The organism is Uniformispora flossi (genome assembly GCF_049534875.1).
GTDB lineage: Bacteria > Actinomycetota > Actinomycetes > Streptomycetales > Streptomycetaceae > Yinghuangia > Yinghuangia aomiensis.
This window is the reverse complement of the sequence record NZ_JBMULZ010000012.1, coordinates 203,827-226,773: the sequence shown is the minus strand read 5'-3', so window position 1 is coordinate 226,773 and position 22,947 is coordinate 203,827. Positions and strand designations below refer to the sequence as shown.

Sequence of the window (22,947 nt, the reverse complement as noted above, 5' to 3'; positions counted from 1 at the left end):
GCCGCGATTCCCGAGCCGGGAATCGCGGCCTCGCTATTTCCTTGCGGCGTCCGGGTGTTCTCCACTCGATCGGGTGGCTTTCCGGGAACGCGCGCGACCGCGCTCGCCAAGCGCGCATACTCGTTTCGGAGTGGTCACGTGTGTGCACGGATGGGCACGACACGACCGCAAGCGACTTCGCGGGCGCTGTGGGCATGGTGGGGACAGCCCCGTTCGGCGAATACGCGCCTCCCGGATGCGGTGTTTCCGCGGCTTCGAGCCCGTTCACCGCCGACTTTCGCTGCCCTGAATGCCCCGGATCCTCATCATCTTGGTGAACAAGTTTGGGTAAGACCTGCAACCGGCTGAAAAGAGGTGGTCGGTCGCGTTACCTTCGTCACGTGTTCGCTGCTGAGCGTCGTCAGTTGATTCTGGAAATGGTGCGGGCCAACGGAGCGGTGTCCCTGAGGGAACTCGCCCGGGTGGTCCAGACGTCCGAGGTGACAGTCCGCCGGGACGTGCGTGCGTTGGAAGCCGAGGGGCTTCTCGACCGCAGGCACGGCGGTGCGGTGCTGCCCGGTGGACTCGCGCGGGAGCCCAGCTACTCGCAGAAGACCCATCTCGCCGCCGCGGAGAAGGCCGCGATCGCCGATCTCGCCGTGTCGCTGGTCGACGAGGGAGACGCGGTCGTCGTGGGCGCGGGAACAACCACGCAGGAGCTGGCCCGGAGACTGGCCCGCATCCCCGGCCTCACCGTCGTCACCAACTCCCTTCTCGTTGCCCAAGTCCTCGCGCACGCCAACCGCGTCGAGGTGGTCATGACCGGCGGGACGCTGCGCGGATCGTCGTACGCCCTGGTCGGCAGCGGTGCCGAACAGGCGCTGTCCGGGCTGCGGGTGCGCCGGGCGTTCGTGTCCGGCAACGGGCTGACCGCGGAACGCGGCCTGTCCACGCCGAACATGCTCTCCGCGAGCGTGGATCGGGCGCTCGTGCAGGCCGCCCACGAGGTCGTGGTGATGGTCGACCACACCAAGATCGGGGTCGACACGATGTTCCAGACCGTGGCGTCGGAACGCATCACGCACTTGGTGACCGACGAGGATGCCCCATCCGCGGAACTGTCCGCACTCGCCGAGATCGGCGTGCAGATCCACACGGCGCATCTGCCGCAGCGTGCGGTGCCGGGGGCGCGTACCGAGATCAACGGGGACCGGCTGCTCGGCGTGGACCACGCCGGGGCGGGGCCGGACGGGCGCGACCGGAGGCTGTGAGCGGGCGCGGTGGCCGAGGGCCGCGGGCGGGGCGGACGCCTCGTCCGTCCCGGCCGGAGCCGGCGACGAGGTGCCCGCCGCCACGGGCCTCCGTCGCCACCCGCACCGGTCCTGATGCTCCGTCAGGGCCGGTGCCCGCGGCGGCGCTTGCGGTGCTCGCCGCGCTGGATGCGGGCGGCCAGGTCGTCGTGGAAGGTGCCGTAGCCGGTCGCCGACCACACCGATACGGCAGGGTCCACCGCGTAGTACGGCACGATCCGCCCGTCGGGCGCCCGGTCCGCGAGGTGGGCGGGTGCGTCGCCGCGGCGGATCGCCTTGCGGCACGGGGTGCAGGCGGGGACTTTGAGCGTGGTCTTGTAGCCGGTCCGCCATTCCGCGGTGCGGTCCGAACGCCCGTGCAGCGGGTTGAAGAAGCACGGCCGCGGCAGGGCGGGGAGCGGTTCGTGCCGGTAGCGGGCGGCGGCCACCGCCAGCGACACGCGCGCGTCGCCCGCGAGGACGGCGACGCCCGCGAGTTCGACGAGGTCGGCCACGTCGTCCATGAGCCGCCCGGCGGCGTCGTACGCATCGAGCGCCCGGGACAGCGCCTTGTGCACGTCCGGTGCGGGCTCCGGCGGGAACTCGACGACGGCGAGCAGCTCGCCGACCGCGGTCACTTCGGCGCGCACCGCGTCGGCCATCCGGCCGAGCGCGGCCTGCATCGCGGCCAGCGTGGCGACTTCCTCGGGTGTGGGCTCGTGTTTGGCCGGTCCGGGGGAGAGCCACCGGTGCACGGGCAGGGGGACATGCGGACGAGGTATCCACTGACGCCATCCCGGGCGCGGTGTCGGCATCCTCCGAAGGTACTCCGCCGCACTGCCGCCCCACCGCGCGCCGCCCACCGCGAACTCCCGTCCGCCGGCCGACCGCCACGCACGGAGGTGGGAGTCCGCGCGAAGTCGGTTACGGGGTAGGACGGTTGGGGGCGCGGTTGCGAACGAGGCAGGTGCGGGCGGTCGGCCCCGGTCGGCCCCGAACGCGGCGCGGCCCCCGTCCGGTTCGGACGGGGGCCGCGGTGTTCCGGGTGCTGCGGGCGGGTCAGTCCTTGATCTCGCAGAGGACCGCGCCGCTGGTGACCGTGGCGCCGACCTCGGCGGCCAGGCCCTTGACCGTGCCCGCGCGGTGCGCGTTCAGCGGCTGCTCCATCTTCATCGCCTCCAGGACCACGATCAGGTCGCCCTCGGCGACCTCCTGGCCCTCCTCGACGGCGACCTTGACGATGGTGCCCTGCATCGGGCTGGCGAGCGCGTCGCCCGAGGCGGCCGCACCGGCCTTCTTCGCGCCCGCGCGCTTCGGGGCCTTCTTCGCCGGGCCGGCCGCGGCCGCGCCGGACGCGCCCAGACCCGCCGGGAGGGTGACCTCGACGCGCTTGCCGTTGACCTCGACGACGACGGTCTCGCGCTCGGCCGGCTCGTCGCCGTCGCCCGCACCGCCCGCGAACGGGGCGATGTCGTTGTCGAACTCGGTCTCGATCCACCGCGTGTGCACGGTGAACGGCTCGGCGGACCCGTGCACCTCGGGGGCGAACGCCGGGTCGCCGACGACCCGCCGGTGGAACGTCAGCGCGGTCGCCATGCCGTCGATCCCGAACTCGGCGAGCGCCCGCGCGGAACGCTGCAGCGCCTGCTCGCGGGTCGCGCCGGTGACGATCAGCTTCGCGAGCAGCGAGTCGAACGCCTGGCCGATGACCGAGCCCTGCTCGACCCCGGAGTCCAGCCGCACGCCCGGGCCCGTCGGCGGCTGCCACACGGTGACCGCGCCGGGCGCCGGAAGGAAGCCGCGGCCCGGGTCCTCGCCGTTGATGCGGAACTCGAACGAGTGGCCCCGCAGCTCCGGGTCGCCGTAGCCCAGCTCTTCGCCGTCCGCGATGCGGAACATCTCGCGGACCAGGTCGATGCCGGCGACCTCTTCGGTGACCGGGTGCTCGACCTGGAGGCGGGTGTTGACCTCGAGGAAGGAGATCGTGCCGTCCTGGCCGACGAGGAACTCGCAGGTGCCCGCACCCACGTAGCCGGCCTCCTTGAGGATGGCCTTCGACGCGCGGTACAGCTCGGCGATCTGCGCCTCGCTGAGGAACGGTGCCGGGGCTTCCTCGACCAGCTTCTGGTGGCGGCGCTGCAGCGAGCAGTCGCGGGTCGACACGACCACCACGTTGCCGTGCTGGTCGGCGAGGCACTGGGTCTCGACGTGCCGCGGCTTGTCGAGGTAGCGCTCGACGAAGCACTCGCCGCGGCCGAACGCGGTGACCGCCTCGCGGACCGCGGAGTCGTACAGCTCGGGGATCTCCTCGAGCGTGCGCGCGACCTTGAGGCCGCGGCCGCCGCCGCCGAAGGCCGCCTTGATGGCGATCGGAAGGCCGTTCTCCCGGGCGAACGCGACGACCTCGTCGGAGCCGGAGACCGGGTCCGGGGTGCCGGCGACCAGCGGCGCGCCCGCGCGCTGGGCGATGTGCCGGGCGGCGACCTTGTCGCCCAGGTCGCGGATGGCCTGCGGCGGCGGGCCGATCCAGATGAGGCCGGCGTCGAGCACGGCCTGCGCGAATTCCGCGTTCTCCGACAGGAAGCCGTAGCCCGGGTGGACGGCGTCCGCCCCGGAGTCGGCCGCGGCCTTGAGTACCTTGGCCATGTCCAGGTAGCTCTCTGCCGGGGTGTTGCCGCCGAGCGCGTGGGCCTCGTCGGCCACCCGCACGTGCACGGCGTCGCGGTCCGGGTCCGCGTAAATGGCGACGCTGGCGATTCCGGCGTCTTTGCAGGCCCGCGCAACGCGGACGGCGATCTCTCCGCGGTTGGCGATCAGCACCTTGCGCACGATCTGGCTCCCTCCTAGAACTGGGCAGAGTCTAGGGAGTGGCACGCGGACATGCGGTGCCGCCCCACCCCGTCACAGGTCGGCGTCCCGGTCGACTCGATGCGTGACGGGACTTCGGCGGCGCTGCCGATGGACCCAAAGTACTCCGGGCATTCCGCACGGTGTTATCGGGGGCGTCACACTCCGGCGCACTTCCTTATAGGGACTTCCGCTTATAAGGACTTCGGCGCGCCGGCCGCACCGAACAACCGGATCGGCGGTGCCGACGGGGGAGCGGGAAGCCGGCGGTGGGCGCCTCGGGAGGGAGACCCGGCGGCGGTTTCCGGACCCGGCCGCATACCCTTTTCCCTACACCTCGTTCTTGCCTCGTGCGCGCTCCCGGGCCACGCCCTCCCCGGGAACGCGGCGGCGGCAACCGCGCGTTAGCGTGGAGAACGAAATCACCCAATTGGGGAGTTCACCATGGTTGCCGCTCTGGTCGCCCCGAAGATGGTCGACCTCATCCGCCGCTCGCTGCCCGAGCCGCTGCGCCGAGATTTCGACGCGGATCTGCGCCGGACCGAGACGCGCAGACTCCAGCCTCTGCTGCGCATGTGGCGCGCCCGCGGCGCGGCCCGGAACGATCCGGACCGGCTGCGCGAACTCGAGGCCGCGGTCCGCCGTGACCCCGACGGCACCGTGACCTGGACGGCCGAAGGCCACTGACCGGATTCCGACCGGTCCGCGGGTCTGCCGCCCGCCCTGGACCGGCCCGGTCCACGGCGGGCGGCACGCCGCCGTCGGGCGGCCGAACCACGACTTACCGGAAGATGCCCGTGTGGCCGAGCGAGTAGCGGCCCGGCTGCGGGTAGACCGCAAGACCGTGCGGGCCCTTCCCGACCTTGATGCGGGCGATGAGGTGCCCGTCGGCGGTGTCGATCGCGTAGACCTCGGAGTCGTAGCGGCCCGAGAGCCACAGCACCTTGCCGTCCGCGGAGACGCCGCCCATGTCGGGGCTGCCGCCGTCGGGCAGGTGCCACTTGGTGTTGATCTTGCCGCCGTTCTCCGCGCCCGGAGTGAACTCCCACAGCGTGATCGTGCCCTCGCCGCGGTTCGACACGTACATGTACTTGGAATCGCGGCTGATGTAGAGGCCGTGCGTGCCCTTGCCGGTCGGGATCAGCTTCGGTGTGCCGAAGGTGTCGCCGTTGAGCACCCAGATGCCGTGGCTCATCATGTCGGCGATGTACCAGGTCTTGCCGTCCGGTGAGATCTTCACGTCCTGCGGCATGGTGTGGTGCTTGGGCAGCTTCTGCCGCGCGATGATCTCCATCTTCTCGGTGTCGACCTTGAGCAGTTGCCCGTCGAACTCGCACGAGACGATGAAGTAGCGGCCGTCGGGGGAGAAGTCGGCGTGGTTGACGCCGTCGCAGCCGACCGGCAGCTCCTTGACGGTGGCCATGGTGTGCGCGTCGCGGAACACCAGCTCGTGGTCGGCGGACGCCATCACCACCGCGTACTTGCCGTCCGGCGTGAAGTACAGGTTGTACGGGTCGTGCACGTCCACGGTCGGCCCGGTCTTGCCGGTCGCCGGGTCGATCTCGGTGAGCGTGTTGCCCAGGTCGTTGTTGACCCACAGCGTTTTGAGGTCCCAGGACGGCACGACGTGCTGCGGCTGGCGCCCGACCTTGATGGTCTCGATCACCTGGTACGTCGCCGGGTCGATGACCGTCACCGTGTCCGACTCGGTGTTGGGCACGTACACCCGGGACGGGAAGTTTTTGACCGCGTCGGAGAGTTGGTTGGGCCGGTCGGCGGCGTACAGGTCGTTCGGGTCGAGGACCGGGGGCATCCCCGGCAGTCCCGGCTGCGTCTTGACGTCGCCGTGCGGCGGCAGCGCGGGCTGCACGCCGGTCGACGGCGAAGCGGAGTGCGCGTGTGCGGGCGGCTTGCTGTCGCTCGAGCACGCGGTGAAGGTCATGAGCCCGCCCAGGGTGAAGACGAGCGTCCCGGCGGTGGTCAGAGCGACGGCGAAGCGCGACGTATGGGTGCGAGACACCGCCTCAGATTAGAACCTCCGGCGCCGCATTTACGCCATATGTCTACATCGGACCTATACATCCGCCACGTACGGCGTAGCGTGGATCGAGGGGCCGCCCACGACCGGAGGCCGGCCATGTCTCTACCCACACTCAACGGACTGCAGGAACGCGTGCACGGCGCGGTGGTCACCCCGAAAGACCCCGGCTACGAGGAAGCGCGCACCGTCTACAACGCGATGATCGACCGCAGCCCGGCGGTCGTGGTGCGCGCCGCCAACGCGAGCGACGCCGTGGCGGCCGTGGACTTCGCCCGGGAAGCCGCCTTGGACCTCGCGGTGCGCGGCGGCGCGCACAGCGTGCCCGGCTTCGGCACCGTCGACGGCGGCGTCGTCCTGGACTTCTCCGCGATGCGCGGCGTGCGGATCGACCCGGTGGCCCGCACCGCGCGGGTCGAGGCGGGCGCGACGTGGGCCGACCTCAATGCGGCGGCCTATGCGTTCGGGCTCGGCGTGACCGGCGGCATCATCTCCACCACCGGCGTGGCGGGGCTGACGCTCGGCGGCGGGTTCGGGCACGTGGCCCGACGGTTCGGGCTGACCTGCGACAACCTGATTTCCGCCGACGTGGTGACCGCCGAAGGGCGGCTGCTGGTGGTGAACGAGGAGGAGCACGGCGACCTGTTCTGGGCGCTGCGCGGCGGCAGCGGCAACTTCGCCGCGGTCACGTCGTTCGAATTCCGGCTCCATCCGCTGCGCGACATCTACGGCGGGCCGATGTTCTTCGAACTCGAGCACGCCGGCGACATCCTGCGCTTCTACCGCGAGTTCATCCAGGACGCGCCGGAAGAGCTGGGCCTGTTCCCGGGCTTCCACATCGCGCCGCCGCTGCCGTTCATCCCGGAGGACCGGGTCGGCGATACGTTCATCGCGCTGGTGCCGTGCTGGTCGGGCGCGATGGAGGACGCCGAACGGGTGCTGCGTCCGGTGCGCGAGGTGGCGCCGACGGTCGCCGAGTTCGTCGGCCCGATGCCGTACCCCGCGCTCAACGCCGCCTTCGACCCGCTGCTGCCGCCGGGGCTGCGGCACTACTGGAAGGGCCTGTTCGTCACCGAGCTGACCGACGAGGCCATTGCCGTGCATCTGGAGTACGGGCCGCGGGTCCCGACCGTGAACTCGACCATGCACTTGTACTCGATCAACGGGGCGTGCCACCGCGTCGCGCCGGACGCGACCGCGTGGGGCCACCGGGACGCGACGTTCGCCACGGTCATCCCCGGCGTCTGGGACGACCCGGCGCGCGACGAGGAGATGACCGCGTGGGTGCGCGACTACCACGACGCCCTGGCGCCGCACTCCGCGGCGGGCGGCTACGTCAACTTCCTGAGCGGCGACGACGCCGAACGCCAGGACAAGGTGCGGGCTGCCTACGGCACGCACTACGACCGGCTCGTCGAGGTCAAGCGGCGCTACGACCCGGGCAACCTGTTCCACGTCAACCAGAACATCGCGCCGTGAGGCACGGCGCCGTGCGGTGGCTTGCGTGCTGTGGTGTCAGGTGACTGCCGCGGGTGGGACGGTCATGCCCACAGGTCGGTGATGCCTACGCCGAGTTCCGCGAGCAGCTTGCGCAGCAGCGGCAGGGACAGGCCGATGACGTTGCCGGGGTCCCCGTCGATGCCGTCGACGAACGGCGCCGACCGGCCGTCGAGGGTGAACGCACCCGCGACGTGCAGCGGTTCGCCGGACGCCACGTAGGCCTCGATCTCGGCGTCGGTCGGGGTGCCGAACCGCACCACCGTCCCGCAGATCGCGGACGCCTCGGTGCCCGCCGCGGTGTCGATCACGCAGTGCCCGGTCACCAGGACGCCTTCGCGCCCGCGCATCGCGTGCCAGCGCGCGACCGCGGCCTCCGGGGACGCGGGCTTGCCCAGCGCCTCGCCGTCGAGTTCCAGGACCGAGTCGCAGCCCACGACGAGTTCGCCGCCGGTGCACTCGGCGGCGACCACGCGGGCCTTCGCCTGGGCGAGCACGAGCGCGAGGTCGGACGGGGTCGCGGCGGTCAGCGCGTCCTCGTCCACACCGCTGACCCGCACCTTCGGGTCCAGGCCCGCGGCGCGCAGCAGTCCGAGGCGCGCCGGCGACTGGGATGCGAGAACCAGCGGGCGGGCGGCGGACTGCGGCGCGGGCGCGGGGGAAGACATGCGGCCAACGTATCCGACCCGCGCGGGCCGGCGGGCCGGGGTCCGCAGCTGCGGATCCGGGCGCGGACGTGTACGGGGCGGCGGGTCACAGCGCCAGCAGCGCGAGCACCACCACGACGCAGACCGGCAGCAACAGCACGACGCGCCGCAGCTGGGCCACGGCGCGTCGCAATTCCTCCGGCGGCTCTTCACGGGTGCGGCGCATGCGGACCATCGTCGGTCCGCGCGGCGCCCGGGCGATTGAGTACCGGTACTCAAATCCCGGCTCACCCGGGTGCGGCACCGGGCCCGGGTACCCGTCGGCACCCGGGCTGCGGAGCAGCGGTCAGCGGGCCCAGCCGCTCGCCTGCCACGCGCCCGGACCCGGGCGGAGCGGCGTGCGGACGAGCCGCGCGGGGGCGTTCCACTGCGACGGGGGCGCGAATGCCTCCGCCGCCCCGCCGCCCGCCGACTTCGCGGCGATGACGGTGACGATCGCCGCGAGTTCCTCGGGCGTCGGCTCACCCCGAACGATCTTGATCACGGAAACTCCTTCGCCGGACGCCGCCGGACCCGCGGGGGCCCGGCGGCAGCCGATCACAGCCGGTTACAGCGGGATGTTGCCGTGCTTCTTCGGCGGCAGGGTCTCCCGCTTGCCGCGCAGCGCCCGCAGGGCCTTCACCACGTGGGCGCGGGTCGACGACGGCATGACGACCGCGTCGACGTAGCCGCGCTCGGCCGCGATGTACGGGTTGCAGAGCGTGTCCTCGTACTCCTGGATCAGCTCGGCACGGCGCGCGTCCGGGTCCTCCGACGCGGCCAGTTCCTTGCGGTACACGATGTTCGCCGCGCCCTGCGCGCCCATGACCGCGATCTGCGCGGTCGGCCACGCGAGGTTGACGTCCGCGCCCAGGTGCTTGGAGCCCATGACGTCGTAGGCGCCGCCGTAGGCCTTGCGGGTGATCACCGTGACCAGCGGGACGGTGGCTTCGGCGTACGCGTAGATCAGCTTCGCGCCGCGCCGGATGATGCCGGTCCACTCCTGGTCGGTGCCCGGCAGGAAGCCCGGCACGTCGACGAAGGTCAGCACCGGGATGTTGAACGCGTCGCAAGTGCGCACGAACCGTGCGGCCTTCTCCGACGCGTCGATGTCCAGGGTGCCCGCGAACTGCATCGGCTGGTTCGCCACGATGCCGACGCTGCGGCCCTCGACGCGGCCGAAGCCGACCAGGATGTTCGGCGCGAACAGCGGCTGGACTTCCTGGAACTCGGCGTCGTCGAGCACGTGCTCGATGACCTTGTGCATGTCGTACGGCTGGTTCGCGGAGTCCGGGATCAGCGTGTCGAGCTCGAGGTCGAACTCGCTGGTCTCCAGGTCGGCGACCTCGGGGTAGGCCGGGGCCTCTTCGAGGTTGTTGCTCGGCAAGTACGACAGCAGGCCCTTGACGTAGTCGAGGGCGTCCTTCTCGTCGCCGCCCATGTAGTGGGCGTTGCCGGACTTGGTGTTGTGCGTGCGGGCGCCGCCGAGGTCCTCCATCGAGACGTCCTCGCCGGTGACCGTCTTGATGACGTCGGGGCCGGTGATGAACATCTGCGAAGTCTGGTCGACCATCACGATGAAGTCGGTCAGTGCGGGGGAGTACACGTGGCCGCCGGCCGCGGCACCCATGATCAGCGAGATCTGCGGGATGACGCCGGACGCGATCACGTTGCGGCGGAAGATCTCGCCGTACAGGCCGAGCGAGACGACGCCTTCCTGGATGCGCGCGCCGCCGCCCTCGTTGATGCCGACGATCGGGCAGCCGGTCTTGATCGCCAGGTCGAGGACCTTGACGATCTTCTCGCCGTAGACCTCGCCGAGCGAGCCGCCGTAGATCGTGACGTCCTGCGAGAAGACGCACACCTGGCGGCCTTCGATCGTGCCGTAGCCGGTCACGACGCCGTCGCCGTAGGGGCGGTTCTTCTCCAGGCCGAAGTTGGTCGAGCGGTGCCGGGCGAACTCGTCCAGCTCGACGAACGAGCCCTCGTCGAGGAGGTACTCGATGCGCTCGCGGGCGGTCATCTTGCCCTTGGCGTGCTGCTTCTCGACGGCACGGGCCGAGCCTGCGTGCACGGCCTCGTCGATGCGGCGCCGGAGGTCGGCGAGCTTGCCGGCCGTGGTGTGGATGTCGGGATCGCCCTGTACCGGGTCCATTGAACGGGCTCCTGTCAAGTCGAACAGCGGCGATCCGTAGCGTAGCCGCGGCCCGAAACACGTTCTCACCGGCCCGGCGTAAAGGGAATCGGGGGAGGAAGTGATGCGCGCCCCAGTCGTGGTGGTGCGGGGGAGCGAGGGCGGTGGTGCCGGGGCCGGGACGCGGGCCGGGTCTGCCGCGCGGGGGCCGGGGTGTCCGGGTGGGGGCGCCTAGGGTGGGGGCATGACGAGTGGATCTGCCGACGTGCCCCAGCCTTCGCCGTGGACCGATCTCGAGCGGCCGCCGCTGCGGGAGCGCGAGTTGCGGCGGGCTCTGGTGCGCGGCGGCGGGCTGTGGCGCGACGTGGTGGTGCTGCCGGAGACCGGGTCGTCGAACGCGGACGTCGCGGCGCGGTCGGGTGAGGCCGAGGGGCTCGTCGTGGTCGCCGAGTCGCAGACCGCCGGACGCGGCCGGCTCGACCGCACGTGGACGGCGCCGCCGCGGTCCGGGCTGTTCCTGTCCCTGCTGCTCAAGCCGGTCGACGTGCCGGTCCAGCGCTGGGGCTGGCTGCCGCTGCTCACCGGTGTCGCCGCGGCGCGGGCCATGTCGCGGGCGGGCGGCATCGACGTCCGGCTCAAGTGGCCCAACGACCTGCTCGTCGGCGAACGCAAGCTCGCCGGGATCCTCGCGGAGCGCGCGGGCGAGGGCGTCGTCGTCGGCATCGGCCTCAACGTGACCCTGGCCGAGGGCGAACTCCCCGTGCCCACCGCGACCTCGCTCGCCCTCGCGGGCTCGACCACCACCGACCGCGACCCGCTGCTGCGCGCTCTGCTGCGCGAGTTCGAGGACTGGTACGTGCGCTGGCGCGCGGCCGGCGGCGACGCCCGCGCGAGCGGCCTCCTGGCCGCGTACACCGACACGTGCGCCACGATCGGCCGCCGCGTCCGCGTCCAGCTCCCGGCCGGCCGCACCCTCGTCGGCACCGCCACCGGCATCGACGACGACGGCCGTCTCGTCGTCGCCGGCCCCGCCGGCCCCGAACCGGTCGGCGCCGGCGACGTCGTGCACGTCCGCCCGGCGGACGAGGCCCCGCAGACCTGAGGGCGGGGCCGAGACGGCCTGCGCGCCGTCCCGCCGCCACGGCGCCGGGACGGCGGCCCTGCCCGGACGCGCACCGAGCACCGCGTCGGTGGCACCACCCACCGACCGCGTCGGAACGGGGGGCGACGACCGACGCCACAGGCTCGGCGACCGGGCCTCTCCCCGTCCCGCTCCGGTGTGACCGGAGCCCCGACAACCCCGCCGCCTCGCCGCGGTCCGCACTCGGAGCCGGAGCCGGCCGATGGCCGACCCCGGTCGAGACCGCGGGATCCCGTCGTTTCCTCACGTGGTCGGGCGCACCCGCACGGCCCGATCCGGGCGGCCACCGCGGTATCGACGCCGCACGCGCCCCCGGACCACCTGGCCCGGACCGGCGCACCTCGCCGCCTCGCCTGCCCCTCGTCGTCCACCCGTGGCCGCACGGCCCGATCCGGGCGGCCACCGCGGTACCGACGCCGCCCGCGCCCCGACCCGCCCGAGCGGGACCGCCGCACCTCACCGCCTCGCCCGCCCCTCGTCCTCCGCCCCCACCCGCGTGGCGTCGCCCTGTTCGACGTCGCGCGGCGGACAATTCACTCCCGTGAATCAGAGCGGTCGGCCGATGCCGGGGAGGTGAAACGGTGCTGCGTCCGCGTGGAGGGGTTCCCCAAGGGGCCGACGCGCCGCCGCCCGCCGTGGCGGCCGGGCCGCTGGTGCTGCGCGAGCACTGGCGGGTGCTCGTCCTGCCCGCCGTGGTGCTGTTCGTGGATGTCGGTGCCGCCGCCTTCCTCGCCGGGATCGCACCCGACCGGGCCGGACGGACGTGGTTCCGGCTCGCGGTGCTGTGCGTCGCCGCGGTGGCGATCGTGCGGTGGGCGGTGCTGCCGTGGCTGCGCTGGCTGACCACGCGCTACGAGGTCGCCGACGGCCGCCTGCTGCTCCGCACCGGCGTCTTCCGGCAGCAGGTCCGCGCCATCCCGCTCGCCCGGATCGCCGACCTCCTCACCCGCCAGGACGGCGTCGTCGAACGCACCCTCGGCATCGGCACCCTCACCGTCGTCCCCGAGGGCGACCGGGAGCCCGTCGACCTGCCCGGGCTGCCGCGCGTCGCGGACGTCCAGGCGCGGCTGTGGCGGCACGTCGACCTGGCGCGCGACGCGGAGTTCCACGCCGGGCGTTCGGCCTCGGAAGACCGGTGGTGGGAAGGCGGTTGAGCGTCCGTACGCTCCCGTACAGCACGGCCTGCCGTATCGCAACACGGACACCGGCTGACCCGTGTGACGCCGGACACGTAGGGTGGGCCTGACGAGTCACCCGGACCCCACGGTGGAGCGCATGCCCGAGGAACGGGCCCGAGAAGGGCACCGGATCGACGGCCGGAAGACCCCGGCCGACGATCGGAACGACCATCACATAGTGCTGCCGGACCTCGACGACGCCGAGGCCGTCCAGCATTCGATCGCCGACATGGAGGAACTGGTTCTCGGCGCACCCCGCCGCTACACGTCCGGCCAAGTCGCGCAGATGGTCGGCATCCCGCTGGAGGAAGCCCGGCGTCTGTGGCGCGGGCTCGGGTTCCCGGACTTCGGTCCCGCCCGCGCCTTCACCGACGCCGACGTCGAGGCGCTGAGCCACCTGCTGGACCTGATCGGCTCCGGGCTGCTGCCCGAACCGGTCGCCGCGCAGTTCGTCCGGTCGGTCGGCCAGACGATGGCCCGGTTCGCCGAATGGCAGACCGAGGCCTGGGTCGAGTACATCGGCGGCGAGCTGACCGGCGTGCGCAGCGAGCAGGTCGCGGGCGCGGCGGGCGACGTCATGCCGCAGCTCGAGCCGCTCGTGCTGTACGCGTGGCGCCGCCATTTGGCCGCGTCGACCACCCGCGCGATGGAATCGCTGACCGACCACAACACCGTCGGGCAGCGGCTCGCCGTCGGGTTCGCCGACCTGGTCGGCTTCACCCGGCTGTCGCGCAGTCTGTCGGAGGCGGAACTCGGGCGGCTCGTGGAGACGTTCGAGGCCGCGGCGGCGGACGTCGTGACGTCGCTCGGCGGGCGGCTGGTGAAGACGCTCGGCGACGAGGTGCTGTTCGTCGCGTTCAAGCCGGACAGCGCGGTCGAACTCGGCCTGCGCATGGTCGAGGTGATGCGCGAGCAGGGCATGATGCCCGAACTCCGCGTCGGCATCGCCTACGGGCAGGTCCTGTCGCGGATGGGCGACGTGTTCGGTACGACGGTCAACCTGGCCAGCCGCCTCACCGCGCTGGCCCCCAAGAACACCGTCGTCATCGACCGCGACCTGGCCGCCGCCCTCGGCGACGACCCGGCGTTCGACCTCCAGCCGATGTGGCGCCGCCCCGTGCGCGGCCTCGGCCTGGTCGAACCCTGGACCGTCCAGCGCCACCAGGAAGCCGCCGTCGACCCGGGCGACGACGAGTCGGCCCTACCGGACCAGGCAGGCCCGGTGAGCTGAGCACGGAGAGCCGCACCGCCCGCGTCGCGAGGGCCCCATCGCCCGACGGACGCGGGCGGTCGCATGCCGGGCAAGGGTGCCGACGCCGACGGAGGCTGTCGAGTCGGAACTGCGCGGGAGCAAGCCCTCACTGCGCCGAAGGCGGGGCGCAGTCGTCCGCCCGGCGGTGGGCGGCGCGGGCGAAAGCGCGTGGAGCAACCGCCGGCACCCCTGCCGGTTGTCGGCTGCCAGGTGTCGGGCCGGCGCCGGCGGGGCGGCGGAAGCGCGGGGGACGGGATCGCCCGTCGCGTCCGCGCGCAGGGGTCGCCGAGGCCCCCGATTGATCGCCGCACGAGCCGGCTTTTGCCGCGGACTGCGCGCCCGAGTGGCTGCGGCCCGCGCCCGGCTCAGCTGCGCTTGAACCGGCCGGGCGCGTTTGTCTCGTGCGGCCGGGCGGCGCCTGCACCGGTCGGCTACCGACCCGCTCGCGCCACGCTGACGGCGCGGGCGGAGCCGGCCCCCCGGCCCGCCCGATGCCCGCCGCCTGCCGTGTCGCTCGCCCGTCGGCACCCGCGTCGGCATGAGGCGCTCATCCGCAGCGTCCGCCCTCCGTCCTGGCCCGCTCCACCGGCCCCGCCCCACCGGGCCCGCCATGCCTGATGGCGGCCCCGCGTCCGGCCCCGGCGGGTCCCTGGGCCTGCTTGATCCCGCCGCCTGCACCGCGCGGCTTGGAGCGCCCCGCCCCGCAGCGTCGGCCCTCCGCCCCGGCCCACCGGGCACGCCCTGCCCGGTGTCGTCCCCGTGTCCGGCCGCCGACCTCGCTCCCTGCGCCCGCGACCCCCATGTCAGTCCCCTCCGCCACCCTGATCCCGCGTCGTGTGCCGTCCCCGGGCTCGGTCGAGCGGGCGGGGCCGGGTCGAACCGGGGCGGGCCGTCCAGACATTCACCGCATCCCTCGAAATGTCGGGGCGGTCTGCGACGGTGCAAACACGTGGCGTGGCCAAGACTGCGCCGTCGGACCGTACGGAGGGGTAAGGTGCCAGCAGCGCGGAGGGAGGGTCCCCGGGGACGCGGGATGCCGCGGAAAGCGGTTTCCGCCGGCTCCCCGGCATGGTCGCGAGGCGTCGGAGGGGGATTCCGGATACGCCCGCGGAACGTGATCGTGTTGTGACGCAGCGCTGACATTTTGCGCTCTCTTTCTGCTGCGAAACCGGCAAATAGCGACATACCCTGAGTGATGTCAGGCGGGGCTGTACAGCGGCCCGCTGTCCGTCCGGAACCGCCCCACCGGGCGCCCGGCCTGCGGCGACGGCCGCCCGTACCGATTCGGAGGGCGAGGTGAGGAAAGTCGTAGCGCGCGCGGATCCGCACAAGGACGACCGGCCGGATTCCGGCGACTCGGCGACCGCCGCAGACGCCGCCCCCGCGCCCGCCGAGGCTCCCCAAGCCCCCCAGGATCCCCCCGTCCCCGAAGCCGCCCGTCGGCTGCACGCCGTCATGGAGCTGGCCAAAGCCCTCGCCACCGCGCACACCCTCATGGACGTGGTCCGCATTAGCGCCCGCCAAGCGCGCGTCGCGATGGATGCCACGCTGGCGTCCGTCTCCGTCTGGGAGCGCGACTCCGGCCGCCTGCGGGTGCTGGTCAACGACGGCGACCTCGCCGAGGGCGAGGAGGCGCTGCCGGACGCCGAGACCTACGCCGTCACCGACTTCCCCGAGATCATCGACCCGGCCGTCTGGCCGACCACCTGGTCGAACACCGTCGACGACAAAGACTCCGACCACGAACGCGTCGTCGCTCTGCGCCGCCGCGGGCGGCACGGCTGCATGGTCGCGCCGATCATGGTCGAAGGGCGCGTGTGGGGCGAGCTGTACCTGGCCCGCCGCGCGGACCAGCCGCGGTTCGACGGCGTGGACGCCGAGTTCGCCGCGGTGCTCGCCGCGCAGATCTCCGCGGGCCTCGCGCAGGCCGAGCACTACCAGCGCATCGAAAAGCTCGCGTTTACCGACCCGCTCACCGGTCTGGCGAACCGCCGTGCCATCGACGCCCGTTTGGACGCGGCGATGGCCCGGCACTACCGCGACGGCACCGTCGTCAGCCTGATCGTGTGCGACGTGAACGGCCTCAAGCGGCTCAACGACGAGCGCGGGCACGACGTCGGCGACCGGCTTCTGGAACGGTTCGCCGACCAGCTTTCCGCCTGCAGCGCGATGCTGCCCGGGTCCATGGCCGCGCGTCTCGGCGGTGACGAATTCTGCGTGCTGGCCGAGGGGTTCGGCCCGGACGAGGTGGTCGCGGTGGCCGAGGAACTCTGCCGCCGCGCGCTGCGCATGCACGACGGCGAAGGGGTGGCCTGCGGCGTCGCCTCGACGGGCGACCCGGTCGGTCCGGTGACCAGCGCCGACCGGCTGTTCCGGCTCGCCGACGCCGCGCAGTACCGGGCCAAAGGCAGCCGGGCGATCCATCCGGTGGTGGCCGGCCGCGGCCAACCGCCCGACCTGACGGTGTCGCTCGCCGGGGACGACAGCGCCGGGCCGCTGCCCGAGCAGCCCGCCGGGGCACCGCACCGGGACCGCCGCCGGTTCCGCGGTGCCCTGCACAACGCCGACCCGGGGCGCCTGCTCGCCGCCGTCCTCGGCGCGCTCGACGAACGCGAACCGGGGCGCGTGCACCGCGCCGACACGCTCGGCCGCCTGGAGATCGTCGCGGACACGTTCGCGCGCATGCTCGACGGGGTGGCCTGGTGGATCTCCTACGTGCCGCCGCACGGCCGCAGCCTGCGCACCGTCCGCTACTCGATCCACCGCATGACCGGCTCGCCGAATGCGGCCCGCGCCCGCTACGAGGCGGCGACCGCCGAACACGACCTGGCCGCTTACCCGGCGTCGGCCGAGGCCGTGCAGGGCGGCGGCTTCGTGCAGCAGGCGGGGGATCCGGGCAACGACCCGTCCGAAGAAGACCTGCTGTTGGTGGGCGGCTACAAGGCGATGGTCGTCGCGGGCGGGACGAACGCCGCGGGCGGCTGGCTCGTCGAAGTGTTCACCGACGACATGAGCCTGCCGGTGCAGGGGCTGGCCCCGGTGCTGCGCGCGCTCGTCGCGGTGGCCCTCACCGGCGGCGCATCGCTGCCGGAATAGCAACCCGCGGAACAGCGGCCCGACGGACTGCCACCCGAAGAGCCCAAGATCCCAAGACTCCAAGACCCGAAGACCCGAAGACCCGAAGACCCGAAGACCCGAAGAGCCGAAGAGCCTTCAGACCGCCACGCGTTCCGTGTGCGTGTACACGTTCGCGCTCGTTCCGCGCAGGAACCCGACCAGCGTCACCCCCGCGTCCTCGGCCAGTTCGACCGCGAGCGACGACGGGGCCGAGACCGCGGCGAGCAGCGGGATACCGGCCATCGCGGCCTTCTGGGTCAGCTCGAACGACGCGCGCCCGCTCACCATCAGCACATGCCCGGACAGCGGCAGGCGGCCTTCGCGCAGGGCCCAGCCGACGACCTTGTCGACGGCGTTGTGGCGCCCGACGTCCTCGCGTACGCACACCAACTCGCCCGCGGCGTCGAACAGGCCCGCCGCGTGCAGCCCGCCCGTCGAGTCGAACACCCGCTGCGCGTCGCGCAGTCGGCCGGGCAGGGCGTAGAGCGTCTCCGGCGCGATGCGCAGGCCGTCGGCGGCGACGTCGTACGGGGCGATCTTGCGCAGCCCCTCCACCCCCGTCGTGCCGCAGATGCCGCACGCGCTCGACGTCCAGACGCCTCGCTGCAGCCCCGGGTCGAGCGGCGGCACATGCGGTCCGAGCGCGGCGTCGACCACGTTGTAGGTGTTGCGGCCCTCGTCATCGGTGCCCGCGCAGTAGCGCAGCGCCGCCACGTCCCGCGTCGCGGCCACCACGCCTTCCGCGACCAGGAAGCCCGCGACCAGGTCGAAGTCGTCGCCGGGGGTGCGCATGGTGACGGTGAGCGTGCGGCCGCCGACGCGGATGTCCAGCGGCTCCTCGGCGGCGAGCGTGTCGGTGCGCCGGACGGCGCCGCCGGCATCGAGCCGGAGGATCTTGCGGCGGCTGGTCACGCGACCCACGGTGTGGCCCCTTCGACGGCACAGATTCGACAACAGGCAGCGGGCAAGGAACGGAAACGGCACGTGCCCGGCCTCCAGCATGCCGCGTCGCCGCGCGATGCCCCGGACCGCGTCCCTTCCGCTGTCGTCATCCATGCACATAATGTCCGAGTGAATAAGGACATGCACCGCGTTTCCGTCACCGTCGCCGACGCCGGCCTCACGCCTGCCGACGTCCTCGCCGTCGCCCGCGGCGGCGCCCGCGTCGAGCTGGCGCCCCGCGCCCTCGACGCGATGGCGACCAGCCGCGCCGTCGTCGACGACCTGGCCGCCTCCCCGCGCCCGGTCTACGGCGTGTCCACCGGCTTCGGCGCCCTCGCCACCCGGCACATCGGCCCCGACCTGCGGGCCCGCCTCCAGCAGTCGCTGGTGCGCTCGCACGCGGCCGGCATGGGCCCGCGCGTGGAGACCGAGGTCGTGCGCGCGCTCATGCTGCTGCGCCTCAAGACCCTGGCGTCCGGCCGCACCGGCGTCCGCCCCGAGGTCGCCCGGGCCATGGCGGACCTGCTGAACGCCGGGATCACCCCGGTCGTGCACGAATACGGCTCGCTCGGCTGCTCCGGCGACCTCGCCCCGCTGTCGCACTGCGCGCTCGTGCTGACCGGCGAAGGCGAAGCCGAAGGCCCGGACGGCACGGTCCGCCCCGCCGCCGCACTCCTCGCCGAACACGGCCTCACCCCTGTGCGGCTGCGCGAGAAGGAGGGCCTCGCCCTCATCAACGGCACCGACGGCATGCTCGGCATGCTGCTCATGGCCCTCGCCGACCTCGCCGCGCTGTTCACCGCCGCCGACATCACCGCGGCCATGACCCTCGAAGCGCTGCTCGGCACCGACAAGGTCCTCGACCCGGCGCTGCACGCCATCCGCCCGCACCCCGGCCAGGCCGCCAGCGCCGCCAACATGCTCGCGGTGCTGGCCGGTTCCGGCATGACCGGGCACCACCAGGACCAGCGCCCGCGGGTCCAGGACGCCTACTCGGTGCGGTGCGCCCCGCAGGTCGCCGGCGCCGGCCGCGACACCCTCGCGCACGCCGCCCTCGTCGCCGACCGCGAACTGGCCGCCGCCGTCGACAACCCGGTGATCCTGGAGGACGGCCGTATCGAGTCGAACGGCAACTTCCACGGCGCGCCCGTCGCCTACGTCCTCGATTTCCTCGCCATCGCCGTCGCCGACCTCGGCTCCATCGCCGAACGCCGCACCGACCGGCTGCTCGACCCGTCGCGCTCGCACGGCCTGCCCGCGTTCCTCGCCGACGACCCCGGCGTCGACTCCGGCCTGATGATCGCCCAGTACACGCAGGCCGCGCTGGTCTCCGAGAGCAAGCGCCTCGCGGTGCCGGCGTCGGTCGACTCGATCCCGTCGTCGGCCATGCAGGAAGACCACGTCTCGATGGGCTGGAGCGCGGCCCGCAAGCTGCGCACCGCGGTCGCGAACCTCACCCGGATCCTCGCCGTCGAACTGGTCGCCGCCGCCCGCGCCACCGACATGCGCACCCAGTCCGGCGACCTGGCGCCCGCGCCCGCCACCGCAGCGGTGATCGCGGCACTGCGCGCGGCGGGTGTGCCCGGTCCCGACGCCGACCGGTTCCTGTCCCCGGAGCTGGCCGTCGCGGAAGAGTTTGTACGCTCGGGCGCGCTGGTCCGCGCCGCGGAATCGGCGACCGGCCCGCTCGCCTGACCCGGCGTCAGAACCGAGCGGCGGAGCGGGACGAGGGGGACAGGGTGGACACCGTGCACGACAACACCGAACCAGGCGACGCCGCGGACACCGGTGCGGCGCCCGCCGAGAGCGCGTCGTCCCGGCTCCTCGCGCTGTTCGAGGAGCACCGGCTGACCCCGACCCAGCGCCGCATCGCGCACTGCCTGGTGCGGCACGCGGGCGAAGCGCCGTACCTGTCGAGCGTCGAGGTCGCGCAGCTCGCCGGGGTCAGCCAGCCGTCGGTCACCCGGTTCGCCGTCGCGCTCGGCTTCGACGGCTATCCGGCGCTGCGTGCCCGGCTGCGCACCCTCGGGCTGCCGGTGCGGACCGAGACCGAGGCGGAGGTGCACCGCAACGAGTACGTGTCCGCGGTGCACGCCGAGATCGCCAACCTGACCCGGCTCGCCGAGCAGCTCGCCGATCCCGGCCCGGTGGCGAAGGCCGCCGCGCTGCTGGCGGACTCGCGCCCCCTCGTGGTGCTCGGCCTGCGCACCGGCATGGCCCCGGCGCGCGGGTTCGGGTACTTCGCCGCGAAGGTGCTGCCGGACGTGCGGGTGCTCGACGAAGGCGGCTCGCTGCTGGCCGACCGGCTCGACCAGGCGCGCGCCGCGGGCGCGACGGGGCTGCTGTGCTTCGCGATGCCGCGCTATCCGCGCGAGTTGACCGAGGCGCTGCGTACCGCGCGGGAGGTGGGCCTGCGGATCGTGACGATCGCCGACGGGCCGTTCGCGCCGGCCGCGGCGCTGTCCGACGCGGTGCTGGTGGCCGGGGTCACCGGGCAGCTGGTGTTCGACACCTGCGGGGCGCCGATGCTGCTCGGGCAAGTGCTCCTCCAGGCGATGTGCGACATCGCGCCGGGGCGGGCGCAGGCCCGGCTGGAGGAATTCGACCGTCAGGCCCTGGAACGGGGCCTCTTCGAGGCCTGACCGCGTGGCGGGGGCGCGGGGCGCGACTTGCCGCCCCGGGCCCAGGCGATCCCGACCAGGACGCCGATCAGCGCGCTGCCCGCCGCGATGGCGCCGGTGGCCGCGTAGCGCGGAATGCTCAGCAGGAAGCCGCCGGCCGTGAACAGCAGGCCGGTGAGCAGCATCACCACCGCGATGCCGGGCTCCCGGACCCGGTCGCGGCCGAATGCCAGCAAGGCCGCGGCTGCGCCGGTGGCCAGCGCGCCGAGCGCGGTGAGGCCCCAAATGAGCTGCTCGAGTTGCATCGTGCGTCGGCCTGGCCTTTCGCCGGCCGCGTGCGGGACGAGTTTCGCATGCGGCAAAACGGACTAAATCCCGAAAAAGCGTAGCCCCGTGACCCGGCCTCCCTCTGTTCGACGGCCCGAAGAGGAGATACATTCACTCTCGGATGTTCTGAAGATTTCTATACAGGCCACATCGTCCGGAGGGGACTCGTCATGACCCAGCCCAACGCCGCATCGACCGCCGGGGCCCGCCCCGTGCGCGCACCCCGCGGATCCGAGCTGCACACGCTCGGCTGGGGCCAGGAGGGCGCGCTCCGGATGCTCATGAACAACCTCGACCCCGAGGTCGCCGAGCACCCGGACAAGCTGGTCGTCTACGGCGGCACCGGCAAGGCCGCGCGCGACTGGCGCTCCTACGACGCCATCGTCCGCACCCTCCAGACCCTCAAGGGCGACGAGACCCTCCTCGTCCAGTCCGGCCGCCCGGTCGGCGTCATGCAGACCCACGAGTGGGCGCCGCGCGTCCTGCTCGCCAACTCCAACCTGGTCGGCGACTGGGCCAACTGGGAGGAGTTCCGCCGCCTGGAGTCCGCCGGACTCACCATGTACGGCCAGATGACCGCCGGTTCGTGGATCTACATCGGCACCCAGGGCATCCTGCAGGGCACCTACGAGACCTTCTCCGCGGTCGCCGCAAAGCGCTTCAACGGCACCCTCGAAGGCACCATCACCCTCACCGCCGGCCTCGGCGGCATGGGCGGCGCCCAGCCCCTCGCGGTGACCATGAACGGCGGCGTCGCGATCTGCATCGAGTGCGACCCGTCGCGCATCGAGCGCCGCATCGAGCACCGCTACTGCGACGTGCGCGCCGACAGCATCGAGGAGGCGCTGCGCCTGGCCACCGAGGCCCGCGACGCCCGCCGCCCGCTGTCGATCGGCCTGCTCGGCAACGCCGCCGAGATCGTCCCGCAGATGCTCGCGATGAACGCGCCGATCGACATCGTCACCGACCAGACCAGCGCGCACGACCCGCTCGCCTACCTGCCGATCGGCGTCGCGTTCGAGGACATGGCCGAGTACGCGCGCACCAAGCCCGCCGAGTTCACCACCGCCGCCCGCGATGCGATGGCCAAGCACGTCGAGGCCATGGTCGGGTTCCAGGACCGCGGCGCCGAGGTGTTCGACTACGGCAACTCGATCCGCGGCGAGGCCAAGCTGGCCGGCTACGAGCGCGCGTTCGACTTCCCCGGCTTCGTCCCGGCGTACATCCGCCCGCTGTTCTGCGAAGGCAAGGGCCCGTTCCGCTGGGCCGCGCTGTCCGGCGACGCCAAGGACATCCACGCCACCGACCGCGCCGTGCTCGACCTGTTCCCGGAGAACGAGTCGCTGCACCGCTGGATCAAGATGGCGCAGGAGAAGGTGCACTTCCAGGGCCTGCCCGCGCGCATCTGCTGGCTCGGCTACGGCGAGCGCGACAAGGCCGGCGAGCGGTTCAACGACATGGTGGCGAGCGGCGAACTCTCCGCGCCCGTGGTCATCGGCCGCGACCACCTCGACTGCGGCTCGGTCGCCTCGCCCTACCGCGAGACCGAGGCCATGCTCGACGGCTCGGACGCGATCGCCGACTGGCCGCTGATCAACGCCATGGTCAACGTGGCGTCCGGCGCGTCGTGGGTGTCGATCCACCACGGCGGCGGCGTCGGTATCGGCCGCTCGATCCACGCCGGCCAGGTCACCGTCGCCGACGGCACCAAGCTCGCCGGGGAGAAGATCCGCCGGGTGCTCACCAACGACCCGGGCATGGGCGTCATCCGGCACGTCGACGCGGGTTACGACCTGGCCGCCGACGTCGCCGACGAGCGCGGCGTCCGCATCCCGATGCGCGAAGGCACCGCGGCCTCCGCGACCTCCGCGACCGCCGAGGGCGCGCAGTCGTGACCTT

Annotated in this window: 19 protein-coding genes; 10 read left to right on the top strand and 9 right to left on the bottom strand. The window is 72.9% G+C overall.

Going from position 1 to position 22,947, the window contains the following annotated elements; all coding sequences use genetic code 11:
- The first annotated feature begins 416 nt into the window (after positions 1–416).
- Positions 417–1,250, top strand: coding sequence for a DeoR/GlpR family DNA-binding transcription regulator (locus ACPA54_RS25335; protein ID WP_345673918.1), 834 nt, complete (start codon positions 417–419; stop codon positions 1,248–1,250).
- Between the two features lie 122 nt (positions 1,251–1,372).
- On the opposite strand, the gene ACPA54_RS25330 is transcribed toward ACPA54_RS25335, so the two are convergent.
- Together ACPA54_RS25330 and ACPA54_RS25325 are read right to left on the bottom strand one after the other, a co-directional pair.
- Positions 1,373–2,083 carry a hypothetical protein gene (locus ACPA54_RS25330; RefSeq protein ID WP_423533401.1) on the bottom strand — a complete coding sequence of 237 codons (711 nt, stop codon included), beginning with the start codon at positions 2,081–2,083 and terminating at the stop codon, positions 1,373–1,375.
- A gap of 244 nt (positions 2,084–2,327) precedes the next feature.
- Positions 2,328–4,097, bottom strand: coding sequence for an acetyl/propionyl/methylcrotonyl-CoA carboxylase subunit alpha (locus tag ACPA54_RS25325; RefSeq protein WP_423533399.1), 1,770 nt, complete (start codon positions 4,095–4,097; stop codon positions 2,328–2,330).
- 462 nt (positions 4,098–4,559) lie between these two features.
- Here ACPA54_RS25325 and ACPA54_RS25320 point away from each other — a divergent pair, with 462 nt between their 5' ends.
- Positions 4,560–4,802, top strand: coding sequence for a hypothetical protein (locus ACPA54_RS25320; RefSeq protein WP_345673784.1), 243 nt, complete (start codon positions 4,560–4,562; stop codon positions 4,800–4,802).
- A 94-nt stretch (positions 4,803–4,896) separates the two neighbouring features.
- Here the strand turns inward: ACPA54_RS25320 and ACPA54_RS25315 are convergent, their stop codons facing one another.
- Positions 4,897–6,057 (bottom strand): YncE family protein, encoded by a 1,161-nt coding sequence (locus ACPA54_RS25315; protein ID WP_423533476.1) that lies wholly within the window; start codon positions 6,055–6,057, stop codon positions 4,897–4,899.
- 195 nt (positions 6,058–6,252) lie between these two features.
- Between ACPA54_RS25315 and ACPA54_RS25310 the strand changes: the two genes are divergently transcribed.
- The gene (locus ACPA54_RS25310) at positions 6,253–7,632 is read left to right on the top strand and encodes an FAD-binding oxidoreductase (RefSeq protein WP_423533397.1); all 1,380 of its coding nucleotides are present in this window, start codon (positions 6,253–6,255) and stop codon (positions 7,630–7,632) included.
- Positions 7,633–7,694: 62 nt separating this feature from the next.
- Here the strand turns inward: ACPA54_RS25310 and ACPA54_RS25305 are convergent, their stop codons facing one another.
- The 4 genes from ACPA54_RS25305 to ACPA54_RS25290 all read right to left on the bottom strand — a co-directional run bounded on the left by ACPA54_RS25305 (position 7,695) and on the right by ACPA54_RS25290 (position 10,491).
- Positions 7,695–8,318 (bottom strand): Maf family protein, encoded by a 624-nt coding sequence (locus ACPA54_RS25305; RefSeq protein ID WP_423533395.1) that lies wholly within the window; start codon positions 8,316–8,318, stop codon positions 7,695–7,697.
- Between the two features lie 85 nt (positions 8,319–8,403).
- Entirely contained in the window at positions 8,404–8,523 is a 120-nt protein-coding gene (mmpB, locus tag ACPA54_RS25300; RefSeq protein WP_423533393.1) for a morphogenic membrane protein MmpB, read from the bottom strand.
- Positions 8,524–8,643: 120 nt separating this feature from the next.
- Positions 8,644–8,841 (bottom strand): acyl-CoA carboxylase subunit epsilon, encoded by a 198-nt coding sequence (locus ACPA54_RS25295; protein WP_423533391.1) that lies wholly within the window; start codon positions 8,839–8,841, stop codon positions 8,644–8,646.
- 63 nt (positions 8,842–8,904) lie between these two features.
- Positions 8,905–10,491: an acyl-CoA carboxylase subunit beta gene (locus tag ACPA54_RS25290; protein WP_423533389.1), complete on the bottom strand. Its 1,587-nt coding sequence runs from the start codon at positions 10,489–10,491 to the stop codon at positions 8,905–8,907.
- 223 nt (positions 10,492–10,714) lie between these two features.
- Here ACPA54_RS25290 and ACPA54_RS25285 point away from each other — a divergent pair, with 223 nt between their 5' ends.
- The 4 genes from ACPA54_RS25285 to ACPA54_RS25270 all read left to right on the top strand — a co-directional run bounded on the left by ACPA54_RS25285 (position 10,715) and on the right by ACPA54_RS25270 (position 17,137).
- Positions 10,715–11,572, top strand: coding sequence for a biotin--[acetyl-CoA-carboxylase] ligase (locus tag ACPA54_RS25285; RefSeq protein ID WP_423533387.1), 858 nt, complete (start codon positions 10,715–10,717; stop codon positions 11,570–11,572).
- A gap of 620 nt (positions 11,573–12,192) precedes the next feature.
- Positions 12,193–12,765, top strand: coding sequence for a PH domain-containing protein (locus ACPA54_RS25280; RefSeq protein ID WP_423533385.1), 573 nt, complete (start codon positions 12,193–12,195; stop codon positions 12,763–12,765).
- A 121-nt stretch (positions 12,766–12,886) separates the two neighbouring features.
- On the top strand, positions 12,887–14,020 hold the full coding sequence (locus ACPA54_RS25275; protein WP_423533383.1) for an adenylate/guanylate cyclase domain-containing protein: 1,134 nt from the start codon (positions 12,887–12,889) through the stop codon (positions 14,018–14,020).
- Positions 14,021–15,337: 1,317 nt separating this feature from the next.
- Positions 15,338–17,137, top strand: coding sequence for a sensor domain-containing diguanylate cyclase (locus ACPA54_RS25270; RefSeq protein WP_423533381.1), 1,800 nt, complete (start codon positions 15,338–15,340; stop codon positions 17,135–17,137).
- Between the two features lie 117 nt (positions 17,138–17,254).
- Here ACPA54_RS25270 and fdhD read toward each other — a convergent pair whose 3' ends face one another.
- Positions 17,255–18,079 (bottom strand): formate dehydrogenase accessory sulfurtransferase FdhD, encoded by an 825-nt coding sequence (gene fdhD, locus ACPA54_RS25265; RefSeq protein ID WP_423533379.1) that lies wholly within the window; start codon positions 18,077–18,079, stop codon positions 17,255–17,257.
- A 162-nt stretch (positions 18,080–18,241) separates the two neighbouring features.
- On the opposite strand from fdhD, the gene hutH reads away from it, so the two are divergent.
- On the top strand, positions 18,242–19,795 hold the full coding sequence (hutH, locus tag ACPA54_RS25260) for a histidine ammonia-lyase (RefSeq protein ID WP_423533474.1): 1,554 nt from the start codon (positions 18,242–18,244) through the stop codon (positions 19,793–19,795).
- Positions 19,796–19,848: 53 nt separating this feature from the next.
- The gene (locus ACPA54_RS25255) at positions 19,849–20,742 is read left to right on the top strand and encodes a MurR/RpiR family transcriptional regulator (RefSeq protein ID WP_423533472.1); all 894 of its coding nucleotides are present in this window, start codon (positions 19,849–19,851) and stop codon (positions 20,740–20,742) included.
- On the opposite strand, the gene ACPA54_RS25250 is transcribed toward ACPA54_RS25255, so the two are convergent.
- Positions 20,709–21,026 carry a hypothetical protein gene (locus tag ACPA54_RS25250; RefSeq protein WP_345673795.1) on the bottom strand — a complete coding sequence of 106 codons (318 nt, stop codon included), beginning with the start codon at positions 21,024–21,026 and terminating at the stop codon, positions 20,709–20,711. The two genes, ACPA54_RS25255 and ACPA54_RS25250, sit on opposite strands and share 34 nt — an antisense overlap.
- Before the next feature lie 192 nt (positions 21,027–21,218).
- Here ACPA54_RS25250 and hutU point away from each other — a divergent pair, with 192 nt between their 5' ends.
- Entirely contained in the window at positions 21,219–22,943 is a 1,725-nt protein-coding gene (gene hutU / locus ACPA54_RS25245; protein WP_423533377.1) for a urocanate hydratase, read from the top strand.
- The last annotated feature ends 4 nt before the right edge of the window (positions 22,944–22,947 follow it).

What these genes read in the sequence shown, in the direction of transcription:
- ACPA54_RS25335 (WP_345673918.1), top strand. Translation starts at nt 417, where the DNA reads ATGGTGCGGGCCAACGGAGCGGTGTCCCTGAGGGAACTCGCCCGGGTG.
- ACPA54_RS25330 (WP_423533401.1), bottom strand. Translation starts at nt 2,083, where the DNA reads ATGCCGACACCGCGCCCGGGATGGCGTCAGTGGATACCTCGTCCGCAT.
- ACPA54_RS25320 (WP_345673784.1), top strand. Translation starts at nt 4,560, where the DNA reads ATGGTTGCCGCTCTGGTCGCCCCGAAGATGGTCGACCTCATCCGCCGC.
- ACPA54_RS25315 (WP_423533476.1), bottom strand. Translation starts at nt 6,057, where the DNA reads ATGACCTTCACCGCGTGCTCGAGCGACAGCAAGCCGCCCGCACACGCG.
- ACPA54_RS25310 (WP_423533397.1), top strand. Translation starts at nt 6,253, where the DNA reads ATGTCTCTACCCACACTCAACGGACTGCAGGAACGCGTGCACGGCGCG.
- ACPA54_RS25305 (WP_423533395.1), bottom strand. Translation starts at nt 8,318, where the DNA reads ATGTCTTCCCCCGCGCCCGCGCCGCAGTCCGCCGCCCGCCCGCTGGTT.
- mmpB (WP_423533393.1), bottom strand. Translation starts at nt 8,523, where the DNA reads ATGCGCCGCACCCGTGAAGAGCCGCCGGAGGAATTGCGACGCGCCGTG.
- ACPA54_RS25290 (WP_423533389.1), bottom strand. Translation starts at nt 10,491, where the DNA reads ATGGACCCGGTACAGGGCGATCCCGACATCCACACCACGGCCGGCAAG.
- ACPA54_RS25285 (WP_423533387.1), top strand. Translation starts at nt 10,715, where the DNA reads ATGACGAGTGGATCTGCCGACGTGCCCCAGCCTTCGCCGTGGACCGAT.
- ACPA54_RS25275 (WP_423533383.1), top strand. Translation starts at nt 12,887, where the DNA reads ATGCCCGAGGAACGGGCCCGAGAAGGGCACCGGATCGACGGCCGGAAG.
- hutH (WP_423533474.1), top strand. Translation starts at nt 18,242, where the DNA reads ATGCACCGCGTTTCCGTCACCGTCGCCGACGCCGGCCTCACGCCTGCC.
- ACPA54_RS25250 (WP_345673795.1), bottom strand. Translation starts at nt 21,026, where the DNA reads ATGCAACTCGAGCAGCTCATTTGGGGCCTCACCGCGCTCGGCGCGCTG.
- hutU (WP_423533377.1), top strand. Translation starts at nt 21,219, where the DNA reads ATGACCCAGCCCAACGCCGCATCGACCGCCGGGGCCCGCCCCGTGCGC.